Raw genomic sequence first — 23,608 nt, 5'->3', positions numbered from 1 at the left:
TGTGTTCGAGAATCGAACACCGTTCGATACAGGAGCCGCCATGAGCACCGAATCCATCGCCCGACCGCGCACCTACCTCTCCATGAAGGCCGCGTGGATGCCCCTCGCCGCGCTGTGCCTCGCCTTCTTCGTCGAGATGGTCGACAACACCCTGCTGTCCGTCGCCCTCCCGACGATCGGTCGCAGCCTCGGTGGCGACACCACCTCCCTGCAGTGGATCACCGGTGCATACTCGCTGACCTTCGGGGGCCTGCTGCTGACGGCCGGGTCGATCGCCGACCGGTTCGGCCGTCGTCGCGTGCTCCAGGTGGGGCTCGCGCTGTTCGGCCTGCTGAGCCTGGGCGTGCTGCTGGTCACCACCACGGGCGAGCTCATCGCGTTGCGCGCGCTGCTCGGCGTCGCTGCGGCGGCGATGGCGCCGATCACCAATTCCCTGGTGTTCCGGTTGTTCGACGACGAGAAGCTGCGGATGCGCGCGATCACCCTGATGATGGTCGTGGGCATGTCGGGCTTCGTTCTCGGGCCGCTGCTGGCAGGCAGCGTGCTCGCGCACCTCCCCTGGCAGTGGCTGCTGCTCGTGAACGCGCCGATCGCCCTCGTCGCGTGTCTCGGCGTGCACTTCGGCGTCGCGCCGGACACGGCCGAAGGGCTCACGAAGGACAGGCTCGACATCCCCGGCGCCGTGCTCAGCATCCTGACGATCGGCCTCGCCTGCTACACCCTCACGAGCGGCGTGCAGAACGGATGGCTGTCCCCGGTCACGATCGCGGTCGCGGTCGGCGCCGTCGCGTCTCTCGTCCTGTTCATCGTGCGCGAGCGCCGGGCGGCAGCGCCGATGCTCGACCTGTCGCTGTTCCGCGGGGGGACTGTCCGTGGCGCAGCCATCGCCCAGATCGGCACCTCCCTCGCCATGGCCGGCGTGATGTTCGCTCTCGTGCTGCACTTCCAGTACGCGTGGGGCTGGACGCCGCTGGTCGCGGGGCTGGCGAACCTGCCCATCATCGTCACGATGATCTTCGCGACCCCGCTCACCGAGTGGCTCGTCCGTCGCTTCGGGCACCGGATGGCGTGTTTCGTCGGTGCCGTGCTGCTGGCGGCCGGGCTCGCGCTGATGGGGTGGAGCGTCCAGCAGAACTACCTGGCCATCGCGCTCGCCATGATCGTGATGACGATCGGGCTCCGCACGGTCATGACCATCTGCGCGGTGGCGCTCGTGGGAGCGATGCCCGAGAACCGCACGTCGATGGGCGCGGCGATGAACGATGCAGCGCAGGAGGTGGGCACGAGCATCGGCACGGCTGTCGTCGGAACGCTCATCGCCGCCCTCGTCACCACCGTTCTGCCGAACGGGGCGTGGAACTTCGAACTGGTCGCGTCCTTCTTCCGCGGCGAGCAGGTGATCTTCGGCATCCTCGCCGTCGCCGTCGGTGTCATCGCGGGCGTCGGAGCACTCACGCTGACCAACTCGCGCACCGTCGACGAGCACGCGCCCGCCGAGGAGCAGGGCGTCGTCTAAAGGGGCCGGTCTCAGTACAAGAGGGACGATGCACCGAGGAAGGAGAAACGGACATGACCGAGGAGACGAAGTCGCTGACCCTCAACCCGCAACTGGAGGCGTTCCAAGCGTCGCTTCTTGAGAAGTACGCGACAGCGAACCGGACTGCGAAGCGTGGGCAGGTCGTCTTCGTCGGGTCCAGCCTCATGGAGATCTTCCCGATCGAGCAATGGCAGGAGAGCGGCGAGGTCGCGTTCGACGCGATCATCTACAACCGTGCCGTGCGTGCGACGACGACGGCGTTCCTCCTGGCCCACCTGGATACGCAGATCTTCGATCTCGAGCCGTCGAAGGTGTTCATCAACATCGGCACGAACGACATCGGGTTCGGGGTCCCGGAGGAGGAGTTCCTGGCGAACGAGCGGGAGATCTTCCGCAGGATCGCGGAGCGTCTGCCGGACTGTGAGACCTGTGTTTTGAGGTTCTACCCGATCAACACGGTGGACTTCCGGAACGACGAGGACGAGAGAGCGCTCCTCGCGACGCGCTCCAATCACGCTTTACAGGCCGCTTCGGACGCGATCGAGCGGATCGCGCAGGAGTTCGGATTCCCCTTCATCGACGTGAACGCCGGTCTGGCCGACGAACGGGGCGAGCTGAAGAAGGAGCTGACCTTCGATGGCGCCCACCTCAATCCGGACGGCTACCGGGTCGTGCTGTCGAACCTCGCGCCCTACCTCTGATCGCTGCTCGGCAGGCGGCCAGGACGCGCAGGCGCTGAGAGGGCTCGCTCATGCTCGGGGCGGGCGCACCGGACGGGTGCTGCCGTAGCCCCGTCCACAACGGGAACGCGTGTGACACGATCGACCCCATGACGCACGCCTACGATTCGATCGCCGAGGCATACGCGGCGCTGAACGAGACCAGCCTCCTGAACGAGTACTACAACCGGCCCGCGCTCGCCGAGATGGCAGGGAACGTCGCAGGGCTGCGCGTGCTGGATGCCGGGTGCGGTTCCGGCTCGATCTTCGCCGACCTCCGTGCGGGCGGCGCCGTCGTCAGCGGTATCGATTCGAGCGCCGGGATGGTGGAGCAAGCCGAACTCAGGCTCGGCGACGGCGCCGATCTCGCCGTCGCCGACCTCGGCGAACCGCTTCCGTTCGACGATGACACCTTCGACCTCGTCGTCGCGTCGCAAGTGCTCCACTACCTCGAGGACTGGGGGGCGACACTGGGCGAGTTCCGGCGGATCCTCAAGCCCGCGGGCAGGCTGATCATCTCGGAGGAGCATCCGTCGGCCACCTTCCTCGGAGATCGGCTCTCGGGCGGCGACTCCGAGTATTTCGGCATCCGGTCGCGAACCGAAGAGTGGAGTCTCGGCGGACGGAGCGCGCAGCTGGTGTTCTGGGACCGTCCCCCCCACGCGATGACCGATGCGTTCGCCGCGGCCGGATTCCGGATCACGGCGCTCAGCGAGCCTGCGCCTTCCGCGGACGCGTACGAGCGGTTCCCCGACGAGTTCGCCGGTCGTCCCAGCGGCCGGTTCCTGGCGTTCCTGCTCTTCGATCTGGAGTCCGGCAAGCGCTGACGAAGCAAAAGCCCCCGGTTTCCCGGGGGCTTTTGCTTCGTGGCTCCGACCGACATCGATCCGGTGACCTTCGTCCGGCGCGGAGGACGGCGATCGCCCCATCTCCTCAGGAGGCGACCGCTCCTCAGGATGCGACCGCGCGGAGCACGTCGGCGGGAGCCAGCCATCCGACGAGCCTGCCGTCCGTGGCGACGGGGACTCCATCGGTCGCCTCCGCCCCGATGACCTGGTCGAGGACGTCGGCGACATGCTCATCGGCGGCCAGCACCGTGATGCGCTCGCTGAGCTCTGCCGCGGTGCGGGAGGCGGTCGCTTCGTCGGAGGCGAGCGCCTGGGCCGCATCGGCCGCGGTGAGCACCCCGATCAACGACCCGTCGTCACCCACCACGGGTGCTGCGCGGCGGTGCGACTCGCCCAGCCGGACGATCGCCTCGCGGGCGTCCTGGCTGCCGCGGATCGACGGCGGTGGCGTCGACATCAGGGCGGAGACGGTCGTGCCGCGAAGGGCCGGGAGGGCGGGCGCGGTCAGGTCCACGCCACGGCGGCTGAGCTTGCGGGTGTAGATGGTGTCGCGGCTGAGCAGTCGCGAGGTGCCGGTGGCGACGATCACCGCGAGCAGAAGCGGCAGGATGATCGAGTACTCGCCCGTGAGCTCGAACAGGATGATGCCGGCTGTGATCGGGGCCCGAGTGGCGCCGGCGAAGACGGCGGCCATGCCGACGAGCGCGAAGGTCCCGGCGTCACCCGAGAGACCGGGGATCACGAGCCCGATGGCTTCGCCGGTCGCGGCACCGAACGCGGCGCCGATGACCAGGCTGGGGGCGAACACGCCACCGGAGCCGCCGATGCCGATGGTCAGACTGGTCGCGACCATCTTGGCGAGCACGAGCAGGAGCAGGAAGCCGACGGTGTACGTGCCGGCGACGCTCGCCTCGAGCACGGGGTAGCCGACGCCGTAGAGCTGCGGCATCGCGAACAGGAGCAGACCGAGCAGGAGGCCGCCCACGGCGGGCCGCAGCCACTCGGGCCCCCGCCACGCCCAGTCGCAGAGGTCTTCGACGAGGTAGAGGATCTTGCTGAAGAGCACCCCGACCGCGCCCGCGAGCAGGCCGAGCCCGGCGAAGAGCAGGTACTCGCTCGGACGGCTGACGGTGAACGCCGGAAGTGCGAGGAACGGGTGATCGCCCAGAATGGACCTGCCGACGACGGATGCCACGATCGACGACAGCATGACGGCGGCGAACGACCGGGTCGCGAAGTCGCGCAGGATCAGTTCGAGCGCGAAGAACACTCCCGCGATCGGGGCGTTGAACGTCGCCGCGATCCCTCCGGCGGCACCGCACGCCACGAGCGTGCGCAGCTGCGTCTCCGGCATGCGGGTGATCCGCCCGAGGGTGGAGCCGAGCGCCGAGCCGATCTGCACGATCGGCCCCTCGCGGCCGACGGACCCGCCGGAGCCGATGGTGATCGCCGAGGCGAGCGCCTTGACGACGGCGACCCGGCCCGGGATGTGTCCGCCGCGGCGGGCGACGGCGTACATGACCTCCGGAACGCCATGGCCGCGGGCTTCGCGCGCGAAGCGATGCACGAGCGGGCCGTAGAGGAGGCCGCCGATCGCGGGGGCGAGGATGACGAAGGCGCCGCCGAGCCAGGGAACCCAGGGGTTGGCGGGGTGTCCGGTCGTGGCGGCGTAGTCGGCCGTGCCGGTGAAGATCAGCGTCGCCGTCTGCACCAGCCAGCGGAACACCACGGCGGCGAGTCCGGCTCCGGCGCCGACCACGAGCGCCGAAGCGATCAAAGGTGCGGGAGTCGCGCGCACGCGTCGCCACCAGTGCGCCATGCTGGCACGTGAGCCGTCGACGACTCCGCGGATGCTCGCGGTGATGGCGGACACAGAACCCCAATCATGTAGAGATGCAACTGTTGCATGAATGCATCAAACAGCGTAACACTGGAGGAACCATGCAGGACCACGGCTTCCCGCACGAGGCGACCGAGGCGACGCTCCAGGCGTCGCGGGCGCTGCTGGGGATCGTCGCGCGCTCCGTCGCGGACGCGTTGGAGCAGGTGACGCTGCCGCAGTTCCGGGTGCTCGTCGTGCTGGCCGGTTCCGGCGCGATGCGGATGGGCGCATTGGCGGCGCGCGTCGGCGCCGTCCCGTCGACCTTCAGCCGGACCATCGATCGCATGGTCGACGGCGGGTGGGTGGTTCGACAGGAGAGCCCGCAGAGCCGGCGCGAGATCCTCGTCGATCTCAGCGACGACGGTCGTCGCCTCGTGGACCAGGTCACCGAGCGTCGCCGCCGCCAGGTCGCCGCTGTCCTGACGTCCCTGACCGCGGACGAGCAGCAGCAGATCATCGACGCGATGGAGCTGTTCTCGAGGGCCGCGGGCGAGCCGACGCCGGAGGATCTGCTGACGCTGGGCCTCTGACCCGGCCTCCCGCCTTACTTCGTGGCGGGCGGGACGAGGGAGTCGAGGATGTACTCGAGCTGCTCGGCGGTGAACGCGCCCGGGTGGCGGATGACGACCTGACCGGTCGGGTCCAGGATCACGGTGTACGGGAGTCCGGAGATCCGGTAGGCGCCGGCGACCGAGCCGTTCGCGTCCACCGCGAGCGGGTAGCCCGTGCCGGCCTGTCGTGTGGTGGCGCGGGCCGCGGCGGCATCGTCGGAGACGTCGATGCCGATCAGGTCGGCCCGCCCGGCGAACTCGGCCGACACCTTCTGGAGGTCGGCGAGCTCGCCGACGCAGGCGGTGCAGGTGCTGGCCCAGAAGTTGAGCACCGTGTAGTGGCCGGTGGTAGGGGTGACGCGGCCCGACCCGGTCAGAGCCGGCAGCGAGAACGGCTTCGGTCTCGTGCCGATGCCGGTGTCTCCTGTCGCGAGGTCGACGGTGGCCGATCCGGCGACCGGGCGCCGCTGGGAGGCCGGGAGGAGGTCGACGGCCTCCTGCGCCATCGTGTGTGCGAACGGCGCCGTGCTGGCGGAGTCGGTGCCGAACTGGCCGAGGGCGCGTTCGGCGCCGTCGGGGCCGATGAAGAAGATCTCCGTGCCGTGCACGACGGACTGGTGCGCCGCATCCAGCTCGATCGGCACGCCGTAGGCGCGGGCGACGGCCGCCAGGGTCGCCGGCGAGCCGGTGCCGAAGTACCAGTTCGCGTCGCCGCCCACCCCGTGGGAGTCGGTCCAGGACGCGACGTCGGAGATGGCCGGGTGGTACGGGTTGGCGTTGATCGAGACGAAGGCGATCCGGGAGGCGGCCGGGCCGAGGTCCCGGTCGGCGAGGGCGACGTCCTGGGCGAGGAGGGTGCAGAGGTCCTGACACTCGTCGTCGTTGAAGGTGAGGACGACGCTGCGTCCGCGGAAGGTCGACGGGGTGATCGTCCGTCCGCGCTGATCCGTCAACGTGTAGTCGGGGGCCTTCGACGCGGCCGTGCCGAGCGGATCGAGCTGGAGCAGGCTCGCTGCCGCGGTCGAGATCCCCGGCTCCGTCGGTGGGGACGCGGGGGCGGCGGACCCGGGGGACGACGGTTGCGCCGCCGCGACGAGGACGGCTGCGAAGCCGGCCAGGACGACGGTCGCGGCGGCGATGAGGGGCCAGGTGCGGTGACGGCGAGGGGTCATTGGTTCTCCGGAGCGCGGCGTGTGGATCGGGTGGCGACGGCGGCGACGGCCAGCGCGGCGAGCACGAGGCAGGCGCCGAACCCGCCGACGAGCAGAGGGTGGGCGAAGACGGCGGTGGTCAGGTCGCTGCTGGCCCGGGAGACGACGGTCGCGAATGACGGCTCCGTGCGCGGTTCGAGGATGAGCAGCATCCCGTCGGCGAGCACATAGACCCCGACCAGCAGCAGGAGCACCGATGCGGCTCTCGGGAGGTGCTTCGCGTACCGTCCGGCGACACGAACGGCTTCCGCGCCGACGAAGGCTGCGAGAACACTGCAGGCCGTCACGAAGAGTCCCATCCCCAATGCGTAGGACAGGGCGGCCGCCGTCGTGTCGACCGCGGAGGCGGCGGTGGTGGACGGCGCGACGGCGGCGGCGAAGAGCGGGAACGCGCACCCGAGGGAGGTGGCCGCGAACGCCGCGCCGTAACCGAGCATGGCCAGCATCCCCCGCCCGGAGCGGAAGGGAAGCGCGATCGCGGGGATCCGCACGTCGTGGCCCGCCGCCCCGACGATCCCGGCGACCAGGAGGGCCAGGCCGAGGGCCGCGGTGAACCAGGGCACCCACGCCACGGCCAGGTGCACCCCGGTGGCGACCGCGATCCCGACGACGGCGAACACCGTCACGAAGCCACCGGTCATTGCGACCGACGCGCGGAGCGCTCGGAGAAGTCGCGTCCCGACGGGCGCGGGCTCGGAGCCCAGGAAGACGGCGAGGTAGGCCGGCAGCAGGGGGAAGCCGCACGGGTTGACCGCCGCGGCGAGACCGAGCGCGAACGCGTAGACGATGGCCGGCCCCATCAGCGGGTGCCCTCCCGGTCTCTGGCCGCCAGCCTCTGGAGGTAGTCGTTGTACGACCGTCGTTCCGCTTCGGCGCGCGCAGCGGACCGCTCCCGCCTCCGGGTCGTGCGCTCATCGGAGCGCTGCCACTGCAGGAGGAGCACGCCGAGCACGAACACGGTCGGCAGTTCGGTGAAGCCCCAGGCGATGCCGCCGCCGACGGCCTGGTCGGCGAGCGGGGCGATCCCCCACCCGGAGATCGGGATGCGGTAGAAGCCGACGACGAGCGCGACCGACATCATCAGCATCACGCCGAAGAACGCATGGAACGGCGCCGTCGCCGCCAGCTCCAGGATCCGCACGGTCGGCGCAGCGTACTTCCGCAGCCCGCGGGAGGCGCGGCGCGGTGTCGGGTCGACGCCGAGCACGCACCAGAAGTAGAGGAACCCGATCGCGACGAAGTGCAGCAGCATCAGGTTGTGTCCCCACATCGTGCTCATCAACCCGTCGAAGGCCGGTGTGAAGTACAGGCCGTAGAGGCTGCCCAGGAAGAGCACGAGGGCCGTGGCCGGGTGGGCCACGAATCGGGCGGGTGCGCTGTGCAGCACCGAGAGCAGCAGGGAGCGGGCCGAGAACGTCCCCGCCGGCCGGGCCGGGAGCGCGCGCAGAGCGAGGGTGATGGGTGCGCCGAGCACGAGGAAGATCGGGGCGAGCATCGACAGCACCATGTGCTGGACCATGTGCACGCTGAACAGCTCCATCCCGTAGCCGTCGATGCCGGTGGCCGTCATGGCGAGCACGCTCAGGATCCCGAGCGCCCAGAACACCGCGCTGCTCACCGGCCACCGGTCACCGCGGCGGAGAAGCAGGACGACGCCGGCGGTGTAGAGGCCCGCCAGGACGAGCATCAGCACCGGGATCACCGGGACCGGCTGCGGATGCAGCGCGACCAGGCGAGCGAGCGTGGGCGGCGCCGTCGGCATCCACATCGGCCCGCTCATGGCATGCGCCGATGGCGGATCGACGGGAGGCGTCGATCCGGAGAACAGCGGGAGAGTCGTTATTGATGCATTCATGCAACAGTTGCGACTATACACAACTTTGGCGTTCGGCGAACGAGACTCCCGGTGCGGATGACGTCGAGCGTGTCGTGTCGGTCATCGTGGACGCCGTCGATGCCCCGATCGCGGCCGTCTCCGTCTACGGACCCACGTACCGTATGCACGAGCGACTGCGCGAGATCGGAGGCGCTGCTCCGCCGCCGCCGCGATCTCAGCTGCTGGGCAGTGATCCGGCCGGAGCCGAGTTCGCCGCCCGTTCCAGGAGCCGCCTGAGCGGTCGCAGCCTGCCGATCGAGTCGTCGAGTCCACCGGGCCGGGCGCGCCGCAGCCACAGCGCGCGCTGGTCGACGACCAGCCGGTCGAGCCGGTCGCGGAGCTCTGCAGCGACCCGCGGGTCGAGCTCGTCGAGCCGGTCGCGGCCGAGCGCGAGGACGTCCGCCCCGAGGAGCGCCAGACGGATGCCGTGCTCGAGCTCGGCGACACAGAGCCCGCCATCGCCGGCGCTCGGATCTGCCGTGGCGAGCGCTCGACTCGCGTGCTCGAGGTGGGTGCGTGCGGCCGCGATGCCGGCCGGTTCCGGCCAGGCGGCGGCGGGAATGCGGCCGGCGCGCCACAGCACCGTGAAGAGCTGGCTCGCGTTCAGGAGGGGCGAATCGAGTGCGGCGGCGGCGCGGCCGGCTTCGACGGTCGCGCGACCGAACCCGCCCGCCGCATCCTGGACCGCGATCCGGTCGAGCACTCCGGCGACATCCTGATCGTGGTTCGTGTCGGAACACCATGCGATCGCGCCGCCGACCAGGAGCGGGCCGAACGAGATCGATGGCGCATCGAAGGAGCCGTAGTCGCCCCATTGGGTGATGAGGTATCCGCGCGCGCCCGTGTCGAGGCCGGTGCGGGCCACGTCGGCCAGGTTGTCGGTCGCGTTGTCGATCCGGCCGACGAACGACTGCCAGGTGCTCGTGCCCGGCGCCAGCCAGAACGGCTCGCCGGCGGCGATCAGTCCTGCGGCCCTGCCGCGCACACCACTCCTGGTGGCCTCGACATCGAAGTCCATCGCCGCCCACCTCGCGTGCTGCTCGTCGTCAGCGCGCTCGATAGCTGCGGCGCTGAGGGCCGGCCCGTCGTACTGCCACACCACCGGCACGGCGCCTCGCGGCACCCGTCCCATCAGCTCGGGGTGCTCGGCGAAGATGTCCGCCCAGAACTCCACCTGGTAGCCGCGCCGGGTCAGGTTCTCCAGAAGGTACTGCACGTAGTCGAAGTAGACCTCCCCTCGGCCGCGCTCGTCGACGAGCGCCGCTGAGGCGCCCAGGCCGAGCTCGAACGGCTCGTCGGCGCCGATGTTGATCTTTCCGCTGCTCGTCGTCGCGGCGATCTCGGTCAGCAGCTCCAGCACGAAGTCGGCGTTCTCGCGCGTGGGCCGGAGAGTCGCCGCGGGGCGGTGCTCCCCGGCCCATTCGAAGCCGTCGGGCTTCTCCGCGCGGTCCCGGTACTCGTCGTGGACCAGCCAGCGCTCCATGTGCCCGAGGCAGTTCACCGACGGGACGAAGTCGATGCCGCGGGCCACGCACTGCGCATCGAACCAGCGGAGGTCCTCCGCCGTGAGCGGTGAGGCGTCCTCCCACACGACCTCGTGCCCGCGGTAGGCGAAGGTGTGCTCGATGTAGAGCTCGAAGTGGTTCAGGCGGGCCCGCTCGGCGAGGTCGAGATAGCGCACGAGCGTCTCGCGCGTCGGCACCCGGTCACGGCTGATGTCGAGCAGGTAGCCGCGCACCGGGAAGTCGGGATGGTCGGCGATCTCGACGACGCCCGACCCCCAGTCCGGATGGGAACGCAGCTGGGCGAGCGTCGCCAGCGCATGCCGGAGCCCGCGCTCGTCGGCGTGCTCGATCAGCACACCTCCGGAGTCCGCGCGGAGGCGGAAGCCTTCGGGGCGCAGCGCCGGGTCGACTCGCACCACGAGCGGGGCGTCACGCCCCGGCCCGTCGCCGGGGGAGACCTGCGCTCGACGCGGCTGCGGAAAGAGCGATCCGATCAGATCGGTCATCAGTGTCCTCCGGTACGTGCTCGGTATGCGCACGCCCCCACGATCGCGCGGATGAGGGCGGGGACCTGGTCGGGTTCCAGGCACTGCGGATTGATCGCGATGGCGTCGCCGTCGACCCCGACGGCGACGGCGGGGTCCCCGGCGCGCAGACGCGCGGCCAGCTCCTCCGCCGGGAGCGCCGGCGCCGTGACGTACGCTCGAGGGATCGACGCCGGCTGGATGCCGGCCTCCCGGAGCCGGTGCCGACGCGCGTGCAGCAATGGGTGGGCATCGAGCGTCCCGACGATCTGCTCGACCATCCGATCCCAGGCTCGGAACTGTGCAGCCTCGTCGCGCCGGACGTAGAGGTCGACGGCGCGGACGAGGCCGGCGATCGTCTCCTTGTCCGTCTTCATTCCCCGACCGATCCCGTGGTTCGGGAAGCCGATCGCCGTGCATGCCGCGATCAGGTCCTGACGTCCCAGGATCAGTCCGGACGACTGAGGGCCGCGGATCTCCTTCCCTCCGCTCACGATGACGAGGTCGGCTCCGCGATCGAGGAACCGCCGGAGGTTCGAGCGCGGCGGGAGCTCGGCGGCCGCGTCGACCACCAGAGGGACGCCGGTCCCCTCCAGCGCGCCCGCGACGACGTCGAGCGGAAGTGACCCGGGGGCGTGCTCCGCCTCCGCCACGTACAGCACCAGCGCTGTCCGGACGTGCACAGCGGCGCGGAGATCGGACGCTCCGTGCGCCGCGACCTCGACGATACGCAACCCCGCGACCGTGACCGCGCGGTCGTAGCGGCTGCGGTGGGCGCGCAGGATCACGCATTCGTCGCGGAGCACCGGCCGGTCGGCCTCCCCGCCGAGCCCGGCGCTCGCCGCCGCAGCGATCGTGATCCCGGCTGCGGCGCCCGACGTGACGCAGGCCGCTTCCACTCCGAGCATCCGGGCGATCTCCACGCCGGCGCGCCGGTGGAGCAGATGCAGGTCCACGAACGCCTCGGAGGCCTCGCGCATCGCGTCGACGACAGCAGGCGCCATCAGGGACCCGGCGACGGCGGTCACCGTGCCCCAGGCGTTGATCAGCGGGGTGATGCCGAGCTCGTCGTAGATTCCCATCCGGGCCCGTCTCAGCTGTCGGGACGCGTCGCACGCTCCAGCGGCTGCCGGATGTGCTCGTACACGTGGCCGGTCGCCCGCGTCATCCCGAGTTCGCAGGTGCGGTCGATTGACGCCTGGGCGGTGAGGCCCGTGCCTCCCGACCGGAATGTCACGGACCTCTCCGAACCGCGCGGCCGCCGGAAGAGTTCCGCGACGGCTGCCGTATCGGCCGGGGTGACGGCTGCGGCCGGAACCAGCTGGTCGTGCGAGGCATCACGAGAGACCGCGTGGCCCCAGGTCGCATTCGACGGCGCTGGAGGTGCGGCCGTCACGGTCCCGCGAGCTCGAACTTGGAGCTTCCGCCGCGCACGAAACCGCACGCGCGGTCGACACCCGCCAGACAGCCCTTGGCCGACATCAGCGCGGTGTAGTAGTCGATGTAACGGAAGCCGTACGTCTCGCCGCGCGCGAACGCCTGGCCCTGGATCGCGGCGGCCCAGCGCTCGAACGCCTCGTCGGGGATCGGCACATAGAGGTCGGGGACGAAGCCGTCCGCGTCCTCCCAGTTGTCGGCGTGCAGGAACGTCCCCACGCTGTGGCGGCCCAGCGGGCTGTCGACGGGAAGCGACGCGAGGAATCGCGCACGCTCGGCCAGCACGGCCGCGTGCTCATGGTCCCGGTGGATGCTCTTCGTCCAGTGGGTGATGATCGTGTCCGGCTTCTCCGTGCGGATGATGTCGGCGATCTGCTCCGCCGCCGTGTCGTCGGCGGGGAGGAAGCCGTCCGAGTAGTCGAGCACGCGGAACTCCGCTCCGATGCCCGCGGCGAACTCCTCGCCCTCGCGCACTTTCTGCACGCGGTACTCGTCCGGCGAGAGGCGGGGGTGGCCGCGCTCGCCGTAGGTGCACGCCAGGATGATCGTCCGCGCGCCCTCCAGCGCCAGTTTCGCCAGCGTGGGTCCTGCGGTCAGGTCCATGTCGCCGATGTGCCCACCGATGGCCAGCACTGTCCTCATTCGATTCGCTCCGTTTCTCGCGTCGTTCTCGGTCGGTTCACTTCATGCCGGACAGCACCACGCCACGGACGTAGTACTTCTGCAGGAAGAGGAACAGGATCAGCACGGGCAGGGTGCTGATGACGATCCCGGCCATGACGATCGGCATCGTGCGGTTGGGGTCGATGAAGCTCTGCAGCAGCTGGATGCCGACGGGCAGGGTCATCAGGTCGGGGTTCGCCGAGGCCATCAAGGATGTCCAGATGTACTCGTTCCACTGGCCGACGAAGGTGATCAGGCCCAGCGTGATCGCCACCGGCTTGGCCTGCGGCAGCACGACGCTCCAGAACAGCCGCCACTCGCCCGCGCCGTCGATCCGTGCGGCTTCGAGCATCTCGTTCGGGACGCCCACCATGAACTGACGCATCAGGAAGATGCCGAAACCGCTGACCAGGAACGGGAGCATGAGCGAGACGATGTTGGTCGTCATACCGCCGTCGCCGCCCTGGCCGAGGATGTTGTTGCCGCCGACCAGCGGCCAGTTCAGCATGATCAGGAAGTCGGGGATCAGCAGCAGGAACGGCGGGAGCATCATCGTGGCGAGGATGAAGCGGAAGATGACCTCCCGCCCCCGGAAGCGCAGCTTGGCAAGCGCGTAGCCGGCCATCGCCGAGGTGATCAGTACCGATGCCGTGACCGCGACGGTCACGATCACGCTGGTCAGGAAGAGCTTGCCCAGCTGCAGCTCGGTGAAGGCTGCGTAGTAGTTGCCCCAGGTGAACTCCTGCGGGAGGAAGTGATACGGCAGGATGCCGTACTCTCCCGATCCCTTGAACGAGCTCGACACCATGTCGAAGAACGGCAGGGCCATCGCGACCCCGCCGATGGTCACGACGAGGTACGAGAACCAGGGGGTGCGGACGCGTTTGTTACGGAGGCGCATCAGTCGTCGTCTCCCGCTCGTCGGCTGACCCAGAGCTGGATCAGGGTGATGATGAAGATGATCACGAACAGCACCATGGCCATCGCGCTCGCCGTCCCCCAGGCGCCGAACTTGAAGGCCTGCTGGTACATCTCGAAGGCTGCGACGTTCGTGGAGTTGACCGGGCCGCCGTCCTTGGTCATCACGATGATGAGGGCGAACGACTGCAGGCCGGCGATGACCTGCGTGATGAAGACGAACACGAGGGAGGGGCGCAGCAGCGGCAGCGTGATGCCCCAGAACGTCTTCCAGCTGTTCGCGCCGTCGAGCTCGGCCGCTTCGTAGACGCTGCGGTCGATCGCCTTGATGCCGGCGGTCAGGATGAGCACCGCCGCGCCGATGGATGCCCACGCCTGCACCACGGCGACCGACGGCAGCGCGATCTTGGGATCGGACAGGAAGCCGATCGAGTTGATGTGCAGCGCGTTGAGCAGGCCGTTGATGAGGCCGGACGGCTGGTACATCATCTTCCACACGTTGCCGATCGCCACCACGGTGGCCACGACGGGGAGGAAGTAGAGGAAGCGCCAGAACCCCTGGAACTTGAGCCGCTCGATGCACTGCGCGACGATCAGCGATCCGGCGACGGCGAGCACGACCGACAGCGCCGCGAACACCAGCGTGTTCACCAGGATCGGCGAGACGAAGGTGCTGTTGAAGTTGAGGATGTCGGTGTAGTTCTGGACTCCGATGAAGTGGATCTGCGTGAGGTCGTACCCGCCCCACTTCGAGAGCGACAGGAAGATCGCGAAGAACGACGGAAGGATCAGGAAGACCAGGAAGAACAGGAGCGACGGTGCGAGGAACAGGTATCCCGCACGCCCCTCCCTGCGGAAGCGGCGACTTCTCGTCGTGGTCCGTGGCCTGGGTGCCTCGAGCTCGCTCACCGCTTCACGGGTGGGGGTCGCGACTGTGCCGGTCATCGTTCTGTGCCTGTCATCTGCTGCCTCCGCGGGGCGGGAGGGGCGGCGGGGCGCCGCCCCTCCCGAGGGTCGTGTCGGGTTACTTGCGGTTGATCTCGGCGACCAGGTCGTTGAACGTCTGGTTGACCGGTGCGTTGTTCACGAGGATCTGATCGAGGGCGTTGTGGAGAGACGTCTTCGCTTTGTAGGCGTTCGCCGCGTTCGACTCGGCCATCGCGTAGCCGGCCGCCTCGTAGATCGGCTTGAGGTTGGGGTCGGCCGCCTGGAGCTTCGGGCCGAGGATGTCGGCGTCGGCCTTGCGCGGCGGGATCAGACCGTTCGAGGCGAGGAAGTCGCCCATCTCGGTCACCCCCTCCTTGTTCTTGTGGGAGTTGAACCAGGTCAGGAACTGCCAAGCCTGCTCCTTGTGCTTGCTCCCGGCGTTCACACCGGTGAAGAACGCGTAGGCGAGTGAGCCCTGCTCGCCGGCCTTCGGGCCGGGGACGGGCGCCGTGCCGACGTTCTTGTACTCGTCCTTCATCTGGTTCTTGAGGCTGCCGATCCACCAGCTCGCTTGGATGGCCATCGCCACCTGGTTCGCCGGGAACGCCTTGGTCGGCATGATCGAGGTCGTCGTCGAGCCGTTCTTGGCCAGCTCCGACTCCAGCTCCATGGTCGCCTTCGCCGTGCTGTCGAGGGCGGAGCTGCCGTCCGGCTTCAGGAACTTCCCGCCCGCCGCGTCGAGCAGCGAGAGGAAGGGGTGCGCGGTCTGGTTGTCGCCGTCCTGGATGAGCGACAGGCCCTCGACCTGGTAGTTGCCGGAGGAGTCCTTCTTCGTCGTCTTCTCGGCCACCTCCTTGAGCTGGGCCCAATCCGTCGGCGCGGAGTCGTACCCGGCCTCGGCGAGGATCTTCTTGTTGTAGTACAAGACGTACGTGTTGAACTCGGTGGGGTATCCGAAGACCTGGCCGTTGCCGCCGGTCACGGCCGCGGCGGCCGCAGAGCTGTAGTTCGTCTTGATGTCCTCGGCGACGTCCGCCGGCGGCTTGTCCAGCACGTTGTTGGCCGCCAGCTGACCGCCCCAGAGCGCGTACGAGCTCAGGATGTCCGCGCCGCGCCCGCCGGTCTGGCGGACGTTGAGGGTCGTGAGCAGGTCGTCGAACTTGACGGTCTGCTGCTTGACCTGGATGTCGGGATGCTCCGAGTTCCACTGGTCGATGAGCGTGCTGATGCCGCTCTTCATGGGCTCGTCGCCGTAGTGGCTGAGGAAGGTCAGGGTGACCTTCCCGTTGTCGTCGCCGCTGGAGCCTCCGCTGCAGCCGGTCATGACGAGTGCGGTCGCCGCGGCGACGGCCGCGGCGGTGACGAGCCGGCGGCGGGACGGTGCTGTTCTCATGGTCTTCCTCTCGGTGATGTCGTGGCCGCTCAGCCAGCGAGCGGCGCGTGCAGGATCGCGAAGGTGCGGGTGACGCTGAAGCCGGTCTTGAGGTACAGGTGGCCGGCGGGCGAGGTCTCCTCCGTCCACAGGAACCAGGCGCTGTGCGCGCCGAGCGCCCGCATCCGTTCCAGCGTGAGGTGGAGGAGGATCTCACCGAGGCCGGTCCCCCGGCTCTCGGGAAGGACACCGAACGGGCCGAAGCGCTCGAGCACGTTCTCGTACGTGCCGTGCATCGCCCAGCCGAGCATCCTGCCCTGCGGGTCGCGGACCGTGATGATCCGTTCCAGCGGCAGGCCGCCCAGCACACCCTCGCGGATGCCGCGCGCCCAGTCGGGGTTGAACCGGGTGCCTGCGATGCGGATCAGCTCCGGCAGGTCATCCCCGGTCGGCGACCCGAAGCGCCATCCGGCAGCGACCAGTGCATCGGCCCGCTCCCGGATGCGCTCCGGCATCGCGTAGTCGTTCAAGGTCCGGTCCATGGCGACCGACTCGTACTGCGTCGTGAAGCCGAGCGAGGCGAGGAGCCGCTGCGCGTCGGGGTAGCGCTCGCCATCGAGGCCGGGGAGGAAGTAGTTGGGGGTGTACGACGAGAAATACGCCGTCGTCGCGCCCTGTTCCGCGAGCCAGCCCATCGTGCGCCGGAGCAACGTCGTGCCGATCCCCGAGCGACGCGCCTCCGGCACGACGAAGAAGAACGGGATCCAGCCCGAGCCCCGCTCGAGGTCCGCGCCGTCGGCCGCGATCAGCCGGCGGACGCCGTACGCGGCTCCGACGATCTCGCCGTTCTGCTCGGCGATCGTCAGGCCGTCGGAGTCGAAGTTCCTGTCCAGCAGGAACATGTCGCGGAACCGCGACTCGGTGATCCCGTCGGCGGGCGCCGAACGCGTCCAGGCCTCGGCGATCCGGGGACCGTCGCCGGTGCGGAACGAACGGATCGTGGGTGTCGTAGTGGTCTGCAGCATGGCTCTCCTCGCGCTCACTTCGCTGTGGTGCTGGATGTCGGTGCGGTCGAAATTACCTTCATAGGAACAATGCTGTCAAGCATTTTCAGCCAGGAAAAGATTCTTGGCAATCATTTACGTGCCCGTTACACGGCGGAAACACGTGGATAGAGCAGCACGTCGGGCCCGTAGAGCTCTGTCACGTGAGCGGCCGGGCCGACGAGCCCGCTCGCCGGCAGCCCCGACTCCACCGTCCTGCGCAACTCGTCGGAACCCCAGAGCAGATCGATGGCGTGCCGGCGATCCGGCCCGTCCAGACGCTCTCCCGGCGGCAGGAACCGGAACTCGTCCGGATACAGCTCGGCGATCGCATCGAGGACCGCCAGCCCCGTCGCGACCGGACGGAACGCGTCGCGGTCGGTCACGTGCAGCTGTACGCCGCGCACCGTCGAGCCGGCGTACTTGTGGAACGTCGGCGCGAACCACACGTCGCGGAACAGGACCCCGGCCACGTCCGACTCGCGGAGCCGGGTCGCAAGGCGGCCGTCGATGTAGGGAGCGCCCAGCATTTCGAACGGGCGCGTGGTCCCGCGCCCCTCGCTCACGTTCGTTCCCTCGAAGATGCCGGTGCCGCAGAACGCGAACGCCGTGTCGAGGGTCGGCATGTTCGGCGACGGCGGCACCCACGGCAGTCCGGTGCTGTCGAAGCCGCCGCCCGGATTCCACCCTTCGGCCTCCACCACGTGCAGGTCCACCGTCAGACCGCGGCCGGCGAGGTCCCGGGACGCGAACAGCCGCGCGAGTTCTCCTGCCGTCAGCCCGTGGCGCTGGTTGATGTCGCTGCGACCGACGAAGCTCGAGAACGCGGCATCAGGAAGGCCGGGACCCTCCGCGCGAAGGCCGCCGAGCGGGTTCGGACGATCGAGGACGACGAAGCGCATCCCTGTCCGCGCGGCGCTCTCCAGAGCGTCGTAGAGAGTCCAGATGTACGTGTAATAGCGGACGCCGAGGTCTTGCATGTCGAAGACGACGGTGGAGACGCCCGACTCCTGGAACACTCGGTCGAGCTCGGCTCCGGACTTCAGATAGGTCTCGACGATCGGGAGGTCGGTGCGCGGATCGTGCGACTCGGACTCGGTCTCTCCCGCCTGCACCGATCCGTTCAGACCGTGCTCCGGACCGAACAGAACGCTGATCGGAGCACCTGCCGAGACCAGCGCGTCCGACGTGCGGCCCAGGTCCGGCATCGTCCCGGTGAAGTTCGTCAGGAGCCCGATCCTGCCGTCGCCGAGCAGTCGGATGTCGTCAGCGGCGCGCTCCGCGCCCGTCCTGGTGCGGGTCATGATCCTCTTTCGTCCTGCGCCGCCAAGACCCGCGCGGAGGGCACAGGACGCGACGGCGCTCAGCTGTCGTCGCGGAGTTCCTTGACGATTTCGTACGTGCTCTTGAGCGCCTGAACGGTGCGGTCGTAGCGACCACGGGCCACCCCGACGAACAAGTAGTCGATGATCGTGAGCTGGGCGATCCTGCTGGCCATCGCGCCGGAGCGGAAGGTCGTCTCGCGCACGGCTGTGCGCAGGACGCTCTCCGCCTGCTCGGCGAGCGGCGAGTCCGGGACGTTCGTGACGGCGACCGTGTGTGCACCATTGCGTCGAGCCGCACTCAGGAAGGCCATGGTCTCGCGGGTGCGCCCGTTGTGGGAGAAGCCGATCGCCACGTCGCCCTGCTCCACGAGCGCGGCGGAGACCAGGGCATCGTGGGCGTCATGGAAGGCGAGCGCGACGTGCCCGATCCTGAGCAGCTTCTGTGCGAGATCCTGTGCGCCGGCGTTGCTCGCGCCGACACCGAACAGCACCACGCGCTTCGCCCGCTCCAGTTTGCGGATCACCCGTTGGAGGACCTTGATGTCGAGACTGTCCGCTGTCTCCCGGATGCCGAGGATCTCGCTGCCGGCGATCTTGGCGACCATCTCCGCGAGGGTGTCCGACGGGCTGATGTCCGCCCCGTAGGCTCCGTCTCCGTTGCCGCCGAACTCCGCTGACTCTTTGGCCAGTTCGGCCGCCAGCTGGAGCTTGAGCTGCGGATAGCCCGTGAAGCCCAGGGCTCGGCAGAATCGCACGATGGACGCCTCGGAGGTGTCGCAGGCCCGCGCGAGCTCGCTGATCGTGTTCTCCATCACGATCTGCGGGCGCTCGAGGATGACATCCGCCACGCGTCGCATGGTGGGCGGGAACGAGTCGACGTGAGACTGGATGCTCGTCTGAATACTCACGGTGAGAACACTAGTGACGTTGTCGCTCAGTGCCACGTGTCCTCCTTCCCACCTCGTCGTCGTGTCACAGTACTGAGATCGGGCAAAATCTGTCAATCATTTACTTGCTGGCTTCCGTTGCTGTAATTTGTCTTCATCCTAACCGTGGAGGACCTCAGTGAGCCCAGAAGCCGGACCGCGTTTCCTGACCGGTCTCATCACCGCGCCCCGCGCGCGAGGGCTGGCCTCCACCGCGGCGACCGCTCGGCGCCGCCATCGACCGTGCGGCGGCTCTCACCCTCCGCTCCGACCTGCCTCACGAAAGGTAAGCCATCCGTGTCTAGACTGACCGACCTCACCGGACGCCCACGCGACGTCCTGCACCGCGAGCTGGACGCACTGACGACCGAGATCGTGGCGTCCGACCTGGGCGACCTCGACACTTTCGAGACCTCGCGACTGCTCTCGCTCATGAACGAGAACGACAGCGAGGTGCCCGCAGCCGTGCGCCAGGTGCTCCCCCAGGTCGCGGCGGCCATCGACGACATCGCCGCGCGGATGCGGGCCGGCGGGCGGCTGATCTATGTCGGCGCCGGAACGGCGGGGCGGCTGGGGGTCGTCGATGCCAGCGAGTGCCCGCCCACGTTCGATGTCGACCCGTCCCGCGTCGTGGGCGTCATCGCCGGAGGGGAGGCCGCCATCCGCACGGCCGTCGAGGACGCGGAAGACGATCGCGACGGCGGCGCCGCGGCGATGGCGGCCATCGACGTGACACCGCTCGACTCGGTCGTGGGCCTCTCCGCCTCCGGCCGCACTCCCTTCGTCTCCGGTGCGCTGGAGTTCGCACGGTCGGCGGGAGCGCTGACCGTCGCGGTCGCGTGCAACCGGGATTCGGCGATCGGGCGCGGGGCGGACCACGTCATCGAGGTCGTGGTGGGTCCGGAGTTCATCGCCGGATCGACGCGCCTGAAAGCCGGGACCGCTCAGAAGCTGGTCCTCAACATGATCTCCACCGTGACGATGGTCCGGCTGGGCAAGACCTACGGCAACATCATGGTCGACCTCCGCGCGACGAACGAGAAGCTGCGTGTGCGCGCCGAGCGCATCGTGATGTTCATCACCGGATGCACCGCAGACGAGGCGGCCGCGGCGCTCGAGGGCGGAGGCGGCTCGGTACAGGTCGCGGTCCTCATGCTCCTGCGCGACCTCAGCCCGGAGGATGCGGCGGAGCTCGTCGAGTCCAGCGACAGCCTGCGTACGGCGCTCGCCGGCGCGTGAGGGCGTGGAGATGAGCGGACTGTCCATGGGTGCGATGCACCCCCGGGTGCTGATCGTCGGTGCGGGGCTGCGCGGCCGCATGTTCGCCCATGTCGTCGCGACGGAGCCGCAGGCCGAGCTGGTCGGATTCGTCGACCCCGCTCTGCCGCAGGGGGCGACTGCGATCATCGACGGGCAGCCGTTCCCGGTGTGGCGGAGCATCGCAGACGCGTACGCGGAGGCCGACCCGAACTCCGCGATCATCGCCACACCCGATTTCCTTCACGCCGATGCCGTGACGGAGCTGGTGAACCGCGGCGCTGCACTCATGCTCGAAAAGCCGGTGGCGACCACGCCGGAGGACACCGCACGGATCGACGACGCGGTCGCGCGGGCGGGCGTCTACTGCATGGTGGCCTTCGAGAACCGCTGGAACACTCCGTTCCTCACGATCCGCCAGAGCGTGGAGGCCGGCCAGACCGGGGCGCCGATCTTCCAGGCCGCCCGGCTGAGCAACACCTACTCGGTGCCGCAGCGCATGCTCTCCTGGGCCGCGAAGAGCTCGCCGTTGTGGTTCCTCATGCCCCACACGGTCGACCTCGTCCAGTGGATCGGCGGCGCAGACATCCGCACGGTCTTCGCACGGGGCACCCGGGGCGTCCTGGCCGGTCGCGGAATCGACACCTGGGATGTCGTCCACGTGCTGGCCGAGCTGACCGACGGTTCCACCGCCTCCCTCACCTCGGCGTGGGTCCTGCCGGAGAGCCACCCGGCGCCCGTGGATTTCACCTACGAGCTCGTCGGAACGCAGGGCTCCGCCCTGACCGACATCGGGCGCAGCGGAGTGCAGGTCTTCCAGGACCGCCACACGACTGTCGGCATGCTCGGCGGGGCATTCGACGGCATCGACAGCGGGGCGCCCGCCTGGATGACGCGACGGTATCTCGCCGACCTGAGGTCGGGGCGCAGCCCGGAGACTCCCCTCGCGGCCGGCATCCAGGTCAACAGGGTGCTGTTCGCCGTCGAGCGGTCGCTTCGGTCCGGCGCGAGCGAAGTCGTCACCTGACACGAGACCATCTCGGTTGCACTTCAGGCAGCGAAAACCCCCGGATTCCGTAATGGACCGGGGGTCTTCGTGGTGGCTCCGACCGGCATCGATCCGGTGACCTTTCGATTTTCAGTCGAACGCTCTACCAACTGAGCTACAGAGCCTCACCGCCGGGGCGGTGATAGACGGAAGCCCTTCCGAGGGGAAGGGCTTGTCGCCGTGGCGACCCTGACGGGACTTGAACCCGCGACCTCCGCCGTGACAGGGCGGCACGCTAACCAACTGCGCTACAGGGCCTTACTTGTGTGTTCAATTGTACGTGACGCCCACTGCTTGCGAGGACGGGTGACCCCAACGGGATTCGAACCCGTGCTGCCGCCGTGAAAGGGCGGTGTCCTAGGCCGCTAAACGATGGGGCCGGGTTGTCCCGCTCCGCTTTCGCTTCACGACGACCACCGACGCATAAGCATACGGAAGATGCGGACGGAATGCGAATCGGTCCTGCATCCCGGGCGGGTCCGATGCCGGGCCGCCCCCGCAGGAGGTTCCGGATCGGGCGACGCCCCACGCAAATGCCGGGATTCGGCGGGTCTCCGTGGCAGATTGCGAGCGACGGCTCCCCCCGCCGTCCGCGTGAGTCACGCGCCGTCGGCCCCGCCGCGCCCACCGACCCTGGGCTTCGCGGGCGCATGTTGGTAAAGTTGCACGAGTTGACTAGCGATACCCGTGCGACTGGTGTGACGAACGAGACATGATGCGATGCGTGAAACGAGCGGGTTCGAGGTGGCGATGAGACGCGAGACGAGTGGATCCGGGGAGAGGACGCCCCGGCGACGCGGTCGGGTGCTGCGCACCGGGATCGCCGCCCTGATCGTTGCAGCCGTCGCCGCGGCCGGCTCCGTCGCCCCGGCCTACGCCGACGACTACCCGAGCTGGCAGGACGTCCAGAACGCCAAGGCCAACGAGTCGACGGCATCCGCCCAGGTCGACAAGATCACCAACCTGATCGCGCAGCTGAAGGGCGAGGTCGCCACCACGCAGGCCGAGGCCGAGAAGCGTGGCGCCGAGCTGCAGGTCGCCGAGGCCAAGTTCGACGACGCCAACATGCGGGCGCAGGAGCTCGACAAGCAGGCGGCGGAGAGCCAGCAGAAGGCCGACGCCGCGAGCGCCCAGGCGGGCAAGCTGGCGGCGCAGCTCTACCGCACGGGCGGCCGCAACCTGACTGCCAATCTCTTCCTGAGCGGCAACGGCGCCTCGTCGAAGAGCCCGGACAAGCTCCTCTCCGACCTCGGCAGCATGTCGAAGCTCGTCGAGCAGTCGAACAAGGTCTACAGCGACGCGAAGGCGGCGCAGAACACGGCGGACTCGCTCTCTGCGCAGGCGGAGGTCGCCAAGGCGGAGCGCGAGAAGCTGCAGATCGCCGCGCAGGCCGCGATGGAGGCCGCGATCGCCGCGGCGAAGGCCGCGCAGGACAAGCTCGCCGAGCAGCAGAAGCAGATCGTCGTGATGCAGGCGCAGCTGGCCGCGCTCAAGGACGCCACGGCGAAGACGGTGCAGGGATACGAGGCCGGGGTCGCCGCTGCGGCCGCTGCGGCCGCCGCGCGTGGTTCCGGCGGACTCCCGGGCGGCTACGTGGGACCGCAGGGGTGGGCGGTCCCCGCGGCCGGCCCGATCACCGACGGCTTCGGCTCGCGGCCGTCGCCCGGCGGCGTCGGCAGTACCTACCACCAGGGCATCGACATCGGCGCCGGCTGCGGCTCGCCGATCTACGCCGCCTACGGCGGCACCGTGATCTACGCGGGCTACTACGGCTCGTACGGCAACTTCGTGCTGATCGACAACGGCGGCGGCATCAAGACCGGTTACGCGCACATCCGCGACGGCGGCATCATGGTCGGCATCGGCCAGGGTGTGGGCGCCGGGCAGCCGATCGCCCGCGTCGGAACGACCGGAGCCTCCACAGGGTGCCACCTCCACTTCGAGGTGCGCATCAACGACGTGAAGATCGACGGCATCCCGTTCATGAGAGACAGGCAGGCCCCCCTTGGCTGAGAACGACAAGAGCACACGCACCCGCA

At 69.2% G+C, this 23,608-nt stretch carries 21 protein-coding genes and 3 tRNA genes; 7 read left to right on the top strand and 17 right to left on the bottom strand.

Translation table 11 applies throughout. The features are described 5' to 3' along the window. Positions 1-40: 40 nt before the first annotated feature. The 3 genes from IT072_RS17160 to IT072_RS17150 all read left to right on the top strand — a co-directional run bounded on the left by IT072_RS17160 (position 41) and on the right by IT072_RS17150 (position 3,083). Positions 41-1,516, top strand: a complete 1,476-nt coding sequence (locus IT072_RS17160) for an MFS transporter (protein WP_223358043.1) — start codon at positions 41-43, stop codon at positions 1,514-1,516. Positions 1,517-1,569: 53 nt separating this feature from the next. Beyond that, on the top strand, positions 1,570-2,238 hold the full coding sequence (locus tag IT072_RS17155) for an SGNH/GDSL hydrolase family protein (RefSeq protein WP_223358042.1): 669 nt from the start codon (positions 1,570-1,572) through the stop codon (positions 2,236-2,238). Positions 2,239-2,366: 128 nt separating this feature from the next. Beyond that, a complete protein-coding gene (locus IT072_RS17150) occupies positions 2,367-3,083 on the top strand; it encodes a class I SAM-dependent methyltransferase (protein WP_223358041.1) in 717 nt (238 codons plus the stop codon). A gap of 124 nt (positions 3,084-3,207) precedes the next feature. Here IT072_RS17150 and IT072_RS17145 read toward each other — a convergent pair whose 3' ends face one another. After that, positions 3,208-4,977 carry a chloride channel protein gene (locus tag IT072_RS17145; RefSeq protein ID WP_223358040.1) on the bottom strand — a complete coding sequence of 590 codons (1,770 nt, stop codon included), beginning with the start codon at positions 4,975-4,977 and terminating at the stop codon, positions 3,208-3,210. A gap of 68 nt (positions 4,978-5,045) precedes the next feature. On the opposite strand from IT072_RS17145, the gene IT072_RS17140 reads away from it, so the two are divergent. Continuing rightward, positions 5,046-5,516, top strand: coding sequence for a MarR family winged helix-turn-helix transcriptional regulator (locus tag IT072_RS17140; protein ID WP_223358039.1), 471 nt, complete (start codon positions 5,046-5,048; stop codon positions 5,514-5,516). Positions 5,517-5,530: 14 nt separating this feature from the next. Here the strand turns inward: IT072_RS17140 and IT072_RS17135 are convergent, their stop codons facing one another. From IT072_RS17135 to IT072_RS17075, 13 genes are all read right to left on the bottom strand, one after another. Then, on the bottom strand, positions 5,531-6,709 hold the full coding sequence (locus IT072_RS17135; protein ID WP_223358038.1) for a redoxin domain-containing protein: 1,179 nt from the start codon (positions 6,707-6,709) through the stop codon (positions 5,531-5,533). Continuing rightward, complete coding sequence (locus tag IT072_RS17130) at positions 6,706-7,548, bottom strand: cytochrome c biogenesis CcdA family protein (RefSeq protein ID WP_223358037.1); 843 nt, start codon at positions 7,546-7,548, stop codon at positions 6,706-6,708. Before IT072_RS17130 ends, IT072_RS17135 begins: the two co-directional genes overlap by 4 nt. Next, the gene (locus tag IT072_RS17125; RefSeq protein ID WP_223358036.1) at positions 7,548-8,528 is read right to left on the bottom strand and encodes a cytochrome c oxidase assembly protein; all 981 of its coding nucleotides are present in this window, start codon (positions 8,526-8,528) and stop codon (positions 7,548-7,550) included. The genes IT072_RS17130 and IT072_RS17125 overlap by 1 nt, the downstream gene beginning before the upstream one ends. A gap of 271 nt (positions 8,529-8,799) precedes the next feature. Then, positions 8,800-10,635 (bottom strand): family 20 glycosylhydrolase, encoded by a 1,836-nt coding sequence (locus tag IT072_RS17120; RefSeq protein WP_223358035.1) that lies wholly within the window; start codon positions 10,633-10,635, stop codon positions 8,800-8,802. Further along, positions 10,635-11,735, bottom strand: a complete 1,101-nt coding sequence (locus IT072_RS17115) for a hypothetical protein (RefSeq protein WP_223358034.1) — start codon at positions 11,733-11,735, stop codon at positions 10,635-10,637. The genes IT072_RS17120 and IT072_RS17115 overlap by 1 nt, the downstream gene beginning before the upstream one ends. 11 nt (positions 11,736-11,746) lie before the next feature. Next, entirely contained in the window at positions 11,747-11,890 is a 144-nt protein-coding gene (locus tag IT072_RS17110) for a hypothetical protein (protein ID WP_223358033.1), read from the bottom strand. Positions 11,891-12,045: 155 nt separating this feature from the next. After that, positions 12,046-12,732, bottom strand: a complete 687-nt coding sequence (locus tag IT072_RS17105) for a PIG-L deacetylase family protein (protein ID WP_223358032.1) — start codon at positions 12,730-12,732, stop codon at positions 12,046-12,048. Positions 12,733-12,769: 37 nt separating this feature from the next. Beyond that, positions 12,770-13,654 (bottom strand): carbohydrate ABC transporter permease, encoded by an 885-nt coding sequence (locus IT072_RS17100; RefSeq protein ID WP_223358031.1) that lies wholly within the window; start codon positions 13,652-13,654, stop codon positions 12,770-12,772. After that, positions 13,654-14,616 (bottom strand): carbohydrate ABC transporter permease, encoded by a 963-nt coding sequence (locus IT072_RS17095; protein WP_223358030.1) that lies wholly within the window; start codon positions 14,614-14,616, stop codon positions 13,654-13,656. The genes IT072_RS17100 and IT072_RS17095 overlap by 1 nt, the downstream gene beginning before the upstream one ends. A 79-nt stretch (positions 14,617-14,695) precedes the next feature. Further along, positions 14,696-15,991, bottom strand: coding sequence for an extracellular solute-binding protein (locus IT072_RS17090; protein ID WP_223358029.1), 1,296 nt, complete (start codon positions 15,989-15,991; stop codon positions 14,696-14,698). Positions 15,992-16,020: 29 nt separating this feature from the next. Then, a complete protein-coding gene (locus tag IT072_RS17085; RefSeq protein WP_223358028.1) occupies positions 16,021-16,995 on the bottom strand; it encodes a GNAT family N-acetyltransferase in 975 nt (324 codons plus the stop codon). A 125-nt stretch (positions 16,996-17,120) separates the two neighbouring features. Then, positions 17,121-18,317, bottom strand: coding sequence for an exo-beta-N-acetylmuramidase NamZ family protein (locus tag IT072_RS17080; protein WP_223358027.1), 1,197 nt, complete (start codon positions 18,315-18,317; stop codon positions 17,121-17,123). A 59-nt stretch (positions 18,318-18,376) separates the two neighbouring features. Beyond that, positions 18,377-19,282 carry a MurR/RpiR family transcriptional regulator gene (locus IT072_RS17075; RefSeq protein ID WP_223358026.1) on the bottom strand — a complete coding sequence of 302 codons (906 nt, stop codon included), beginning with the start codon at positions 19,280-19,282 and terminating at the stop codon, positions 18,377-18,379. A 279-nt stretch (positions 19,283-19,561) separates the two neighbouring features. Here IT072_RS17075 and murQ point away from each other — a divergent pair, with 279 nt between their 5' ends. Both murQ and IT072_RS17065 read left to right on the top strand, forming a co-directional pair. Beyond that, a complete protein-coding gene (murQ, locus tag IT072_RS17070) occupies positions 19,562-20,503 on the top strand; it encodes an N-acetylmuramic acid 6-phosphate etherase (protein WP_327058918.1) in 942 nt (313 codons plus the stop codon). 10 nt (positions 20,504-20,513) lie between these two features. Next, complete coding sequence (locus tag IT072_RS17065; RefSeq protein WP_223358025.1) at positions 20,514-21,548, top strand: Gfo/Idh/MocA family protein; 1,035 nt, start codon at positions 20,514-20,516, stop codon at positions 21,546-21,548. Between the two features lie 70 nt (positions 21,549-21,618). On the opposite strand, the gene IT072_RS17060 is transcribed toward IT072_RS17065, so the two are convergent. The 3 genes from IT072_RS17060 to IT072_RS17050 form a co-directional block, all read right to left on the bottom strand. Further along, positions 21,619-21,694: transfer RNA gene (locus IT072_RS17060), tRNA-Phe, on the bottom strand. Positions 21,695-21,750: 56 nt separating this feature from the next. Further along, a tRNA-Asp gene (locus IT072_RS17055) sits at positions 21,751-21,827 on the bottom strand. A gap of 49 nt (positions 21,828-21,876) precedes the next feature. Further along, positions 21,877-21,949 (bottom strand) — tRNA-Glu (locus tag IT072_RS17050). Between the two features lie 424 nt (positions 21,950-22,373). Between IT072_RS17050 and IT072_RS17045 the strand changes: the two genes are divergently transcribed. Further along, complete coding sequence (locus tag IT072_RS17045) at positions 22,374-23,582, top strand: murein hydrolase activator EnvC family protein (protein ID WP_223358024.1); 1,209 nt, start codon at positions 22,374-22,376, stop codon at positions 23,580-23,582. Positions 23,583-23,608: the final 26 nt, after the last annotated feature.

This window comes from Leifsonia sp. ZF2019 (genome assembly GCF_019924635.1).
In the GTDB taxonomy this organism is placed as follows: Bacteria; Actinomycetota; Actinomycetes; order Actinomycetales; family Microbacteriaceae; genus Leifsonia.
This window is presented reverse-complemented; position numbering and strand designations above follow the sequence as displayed.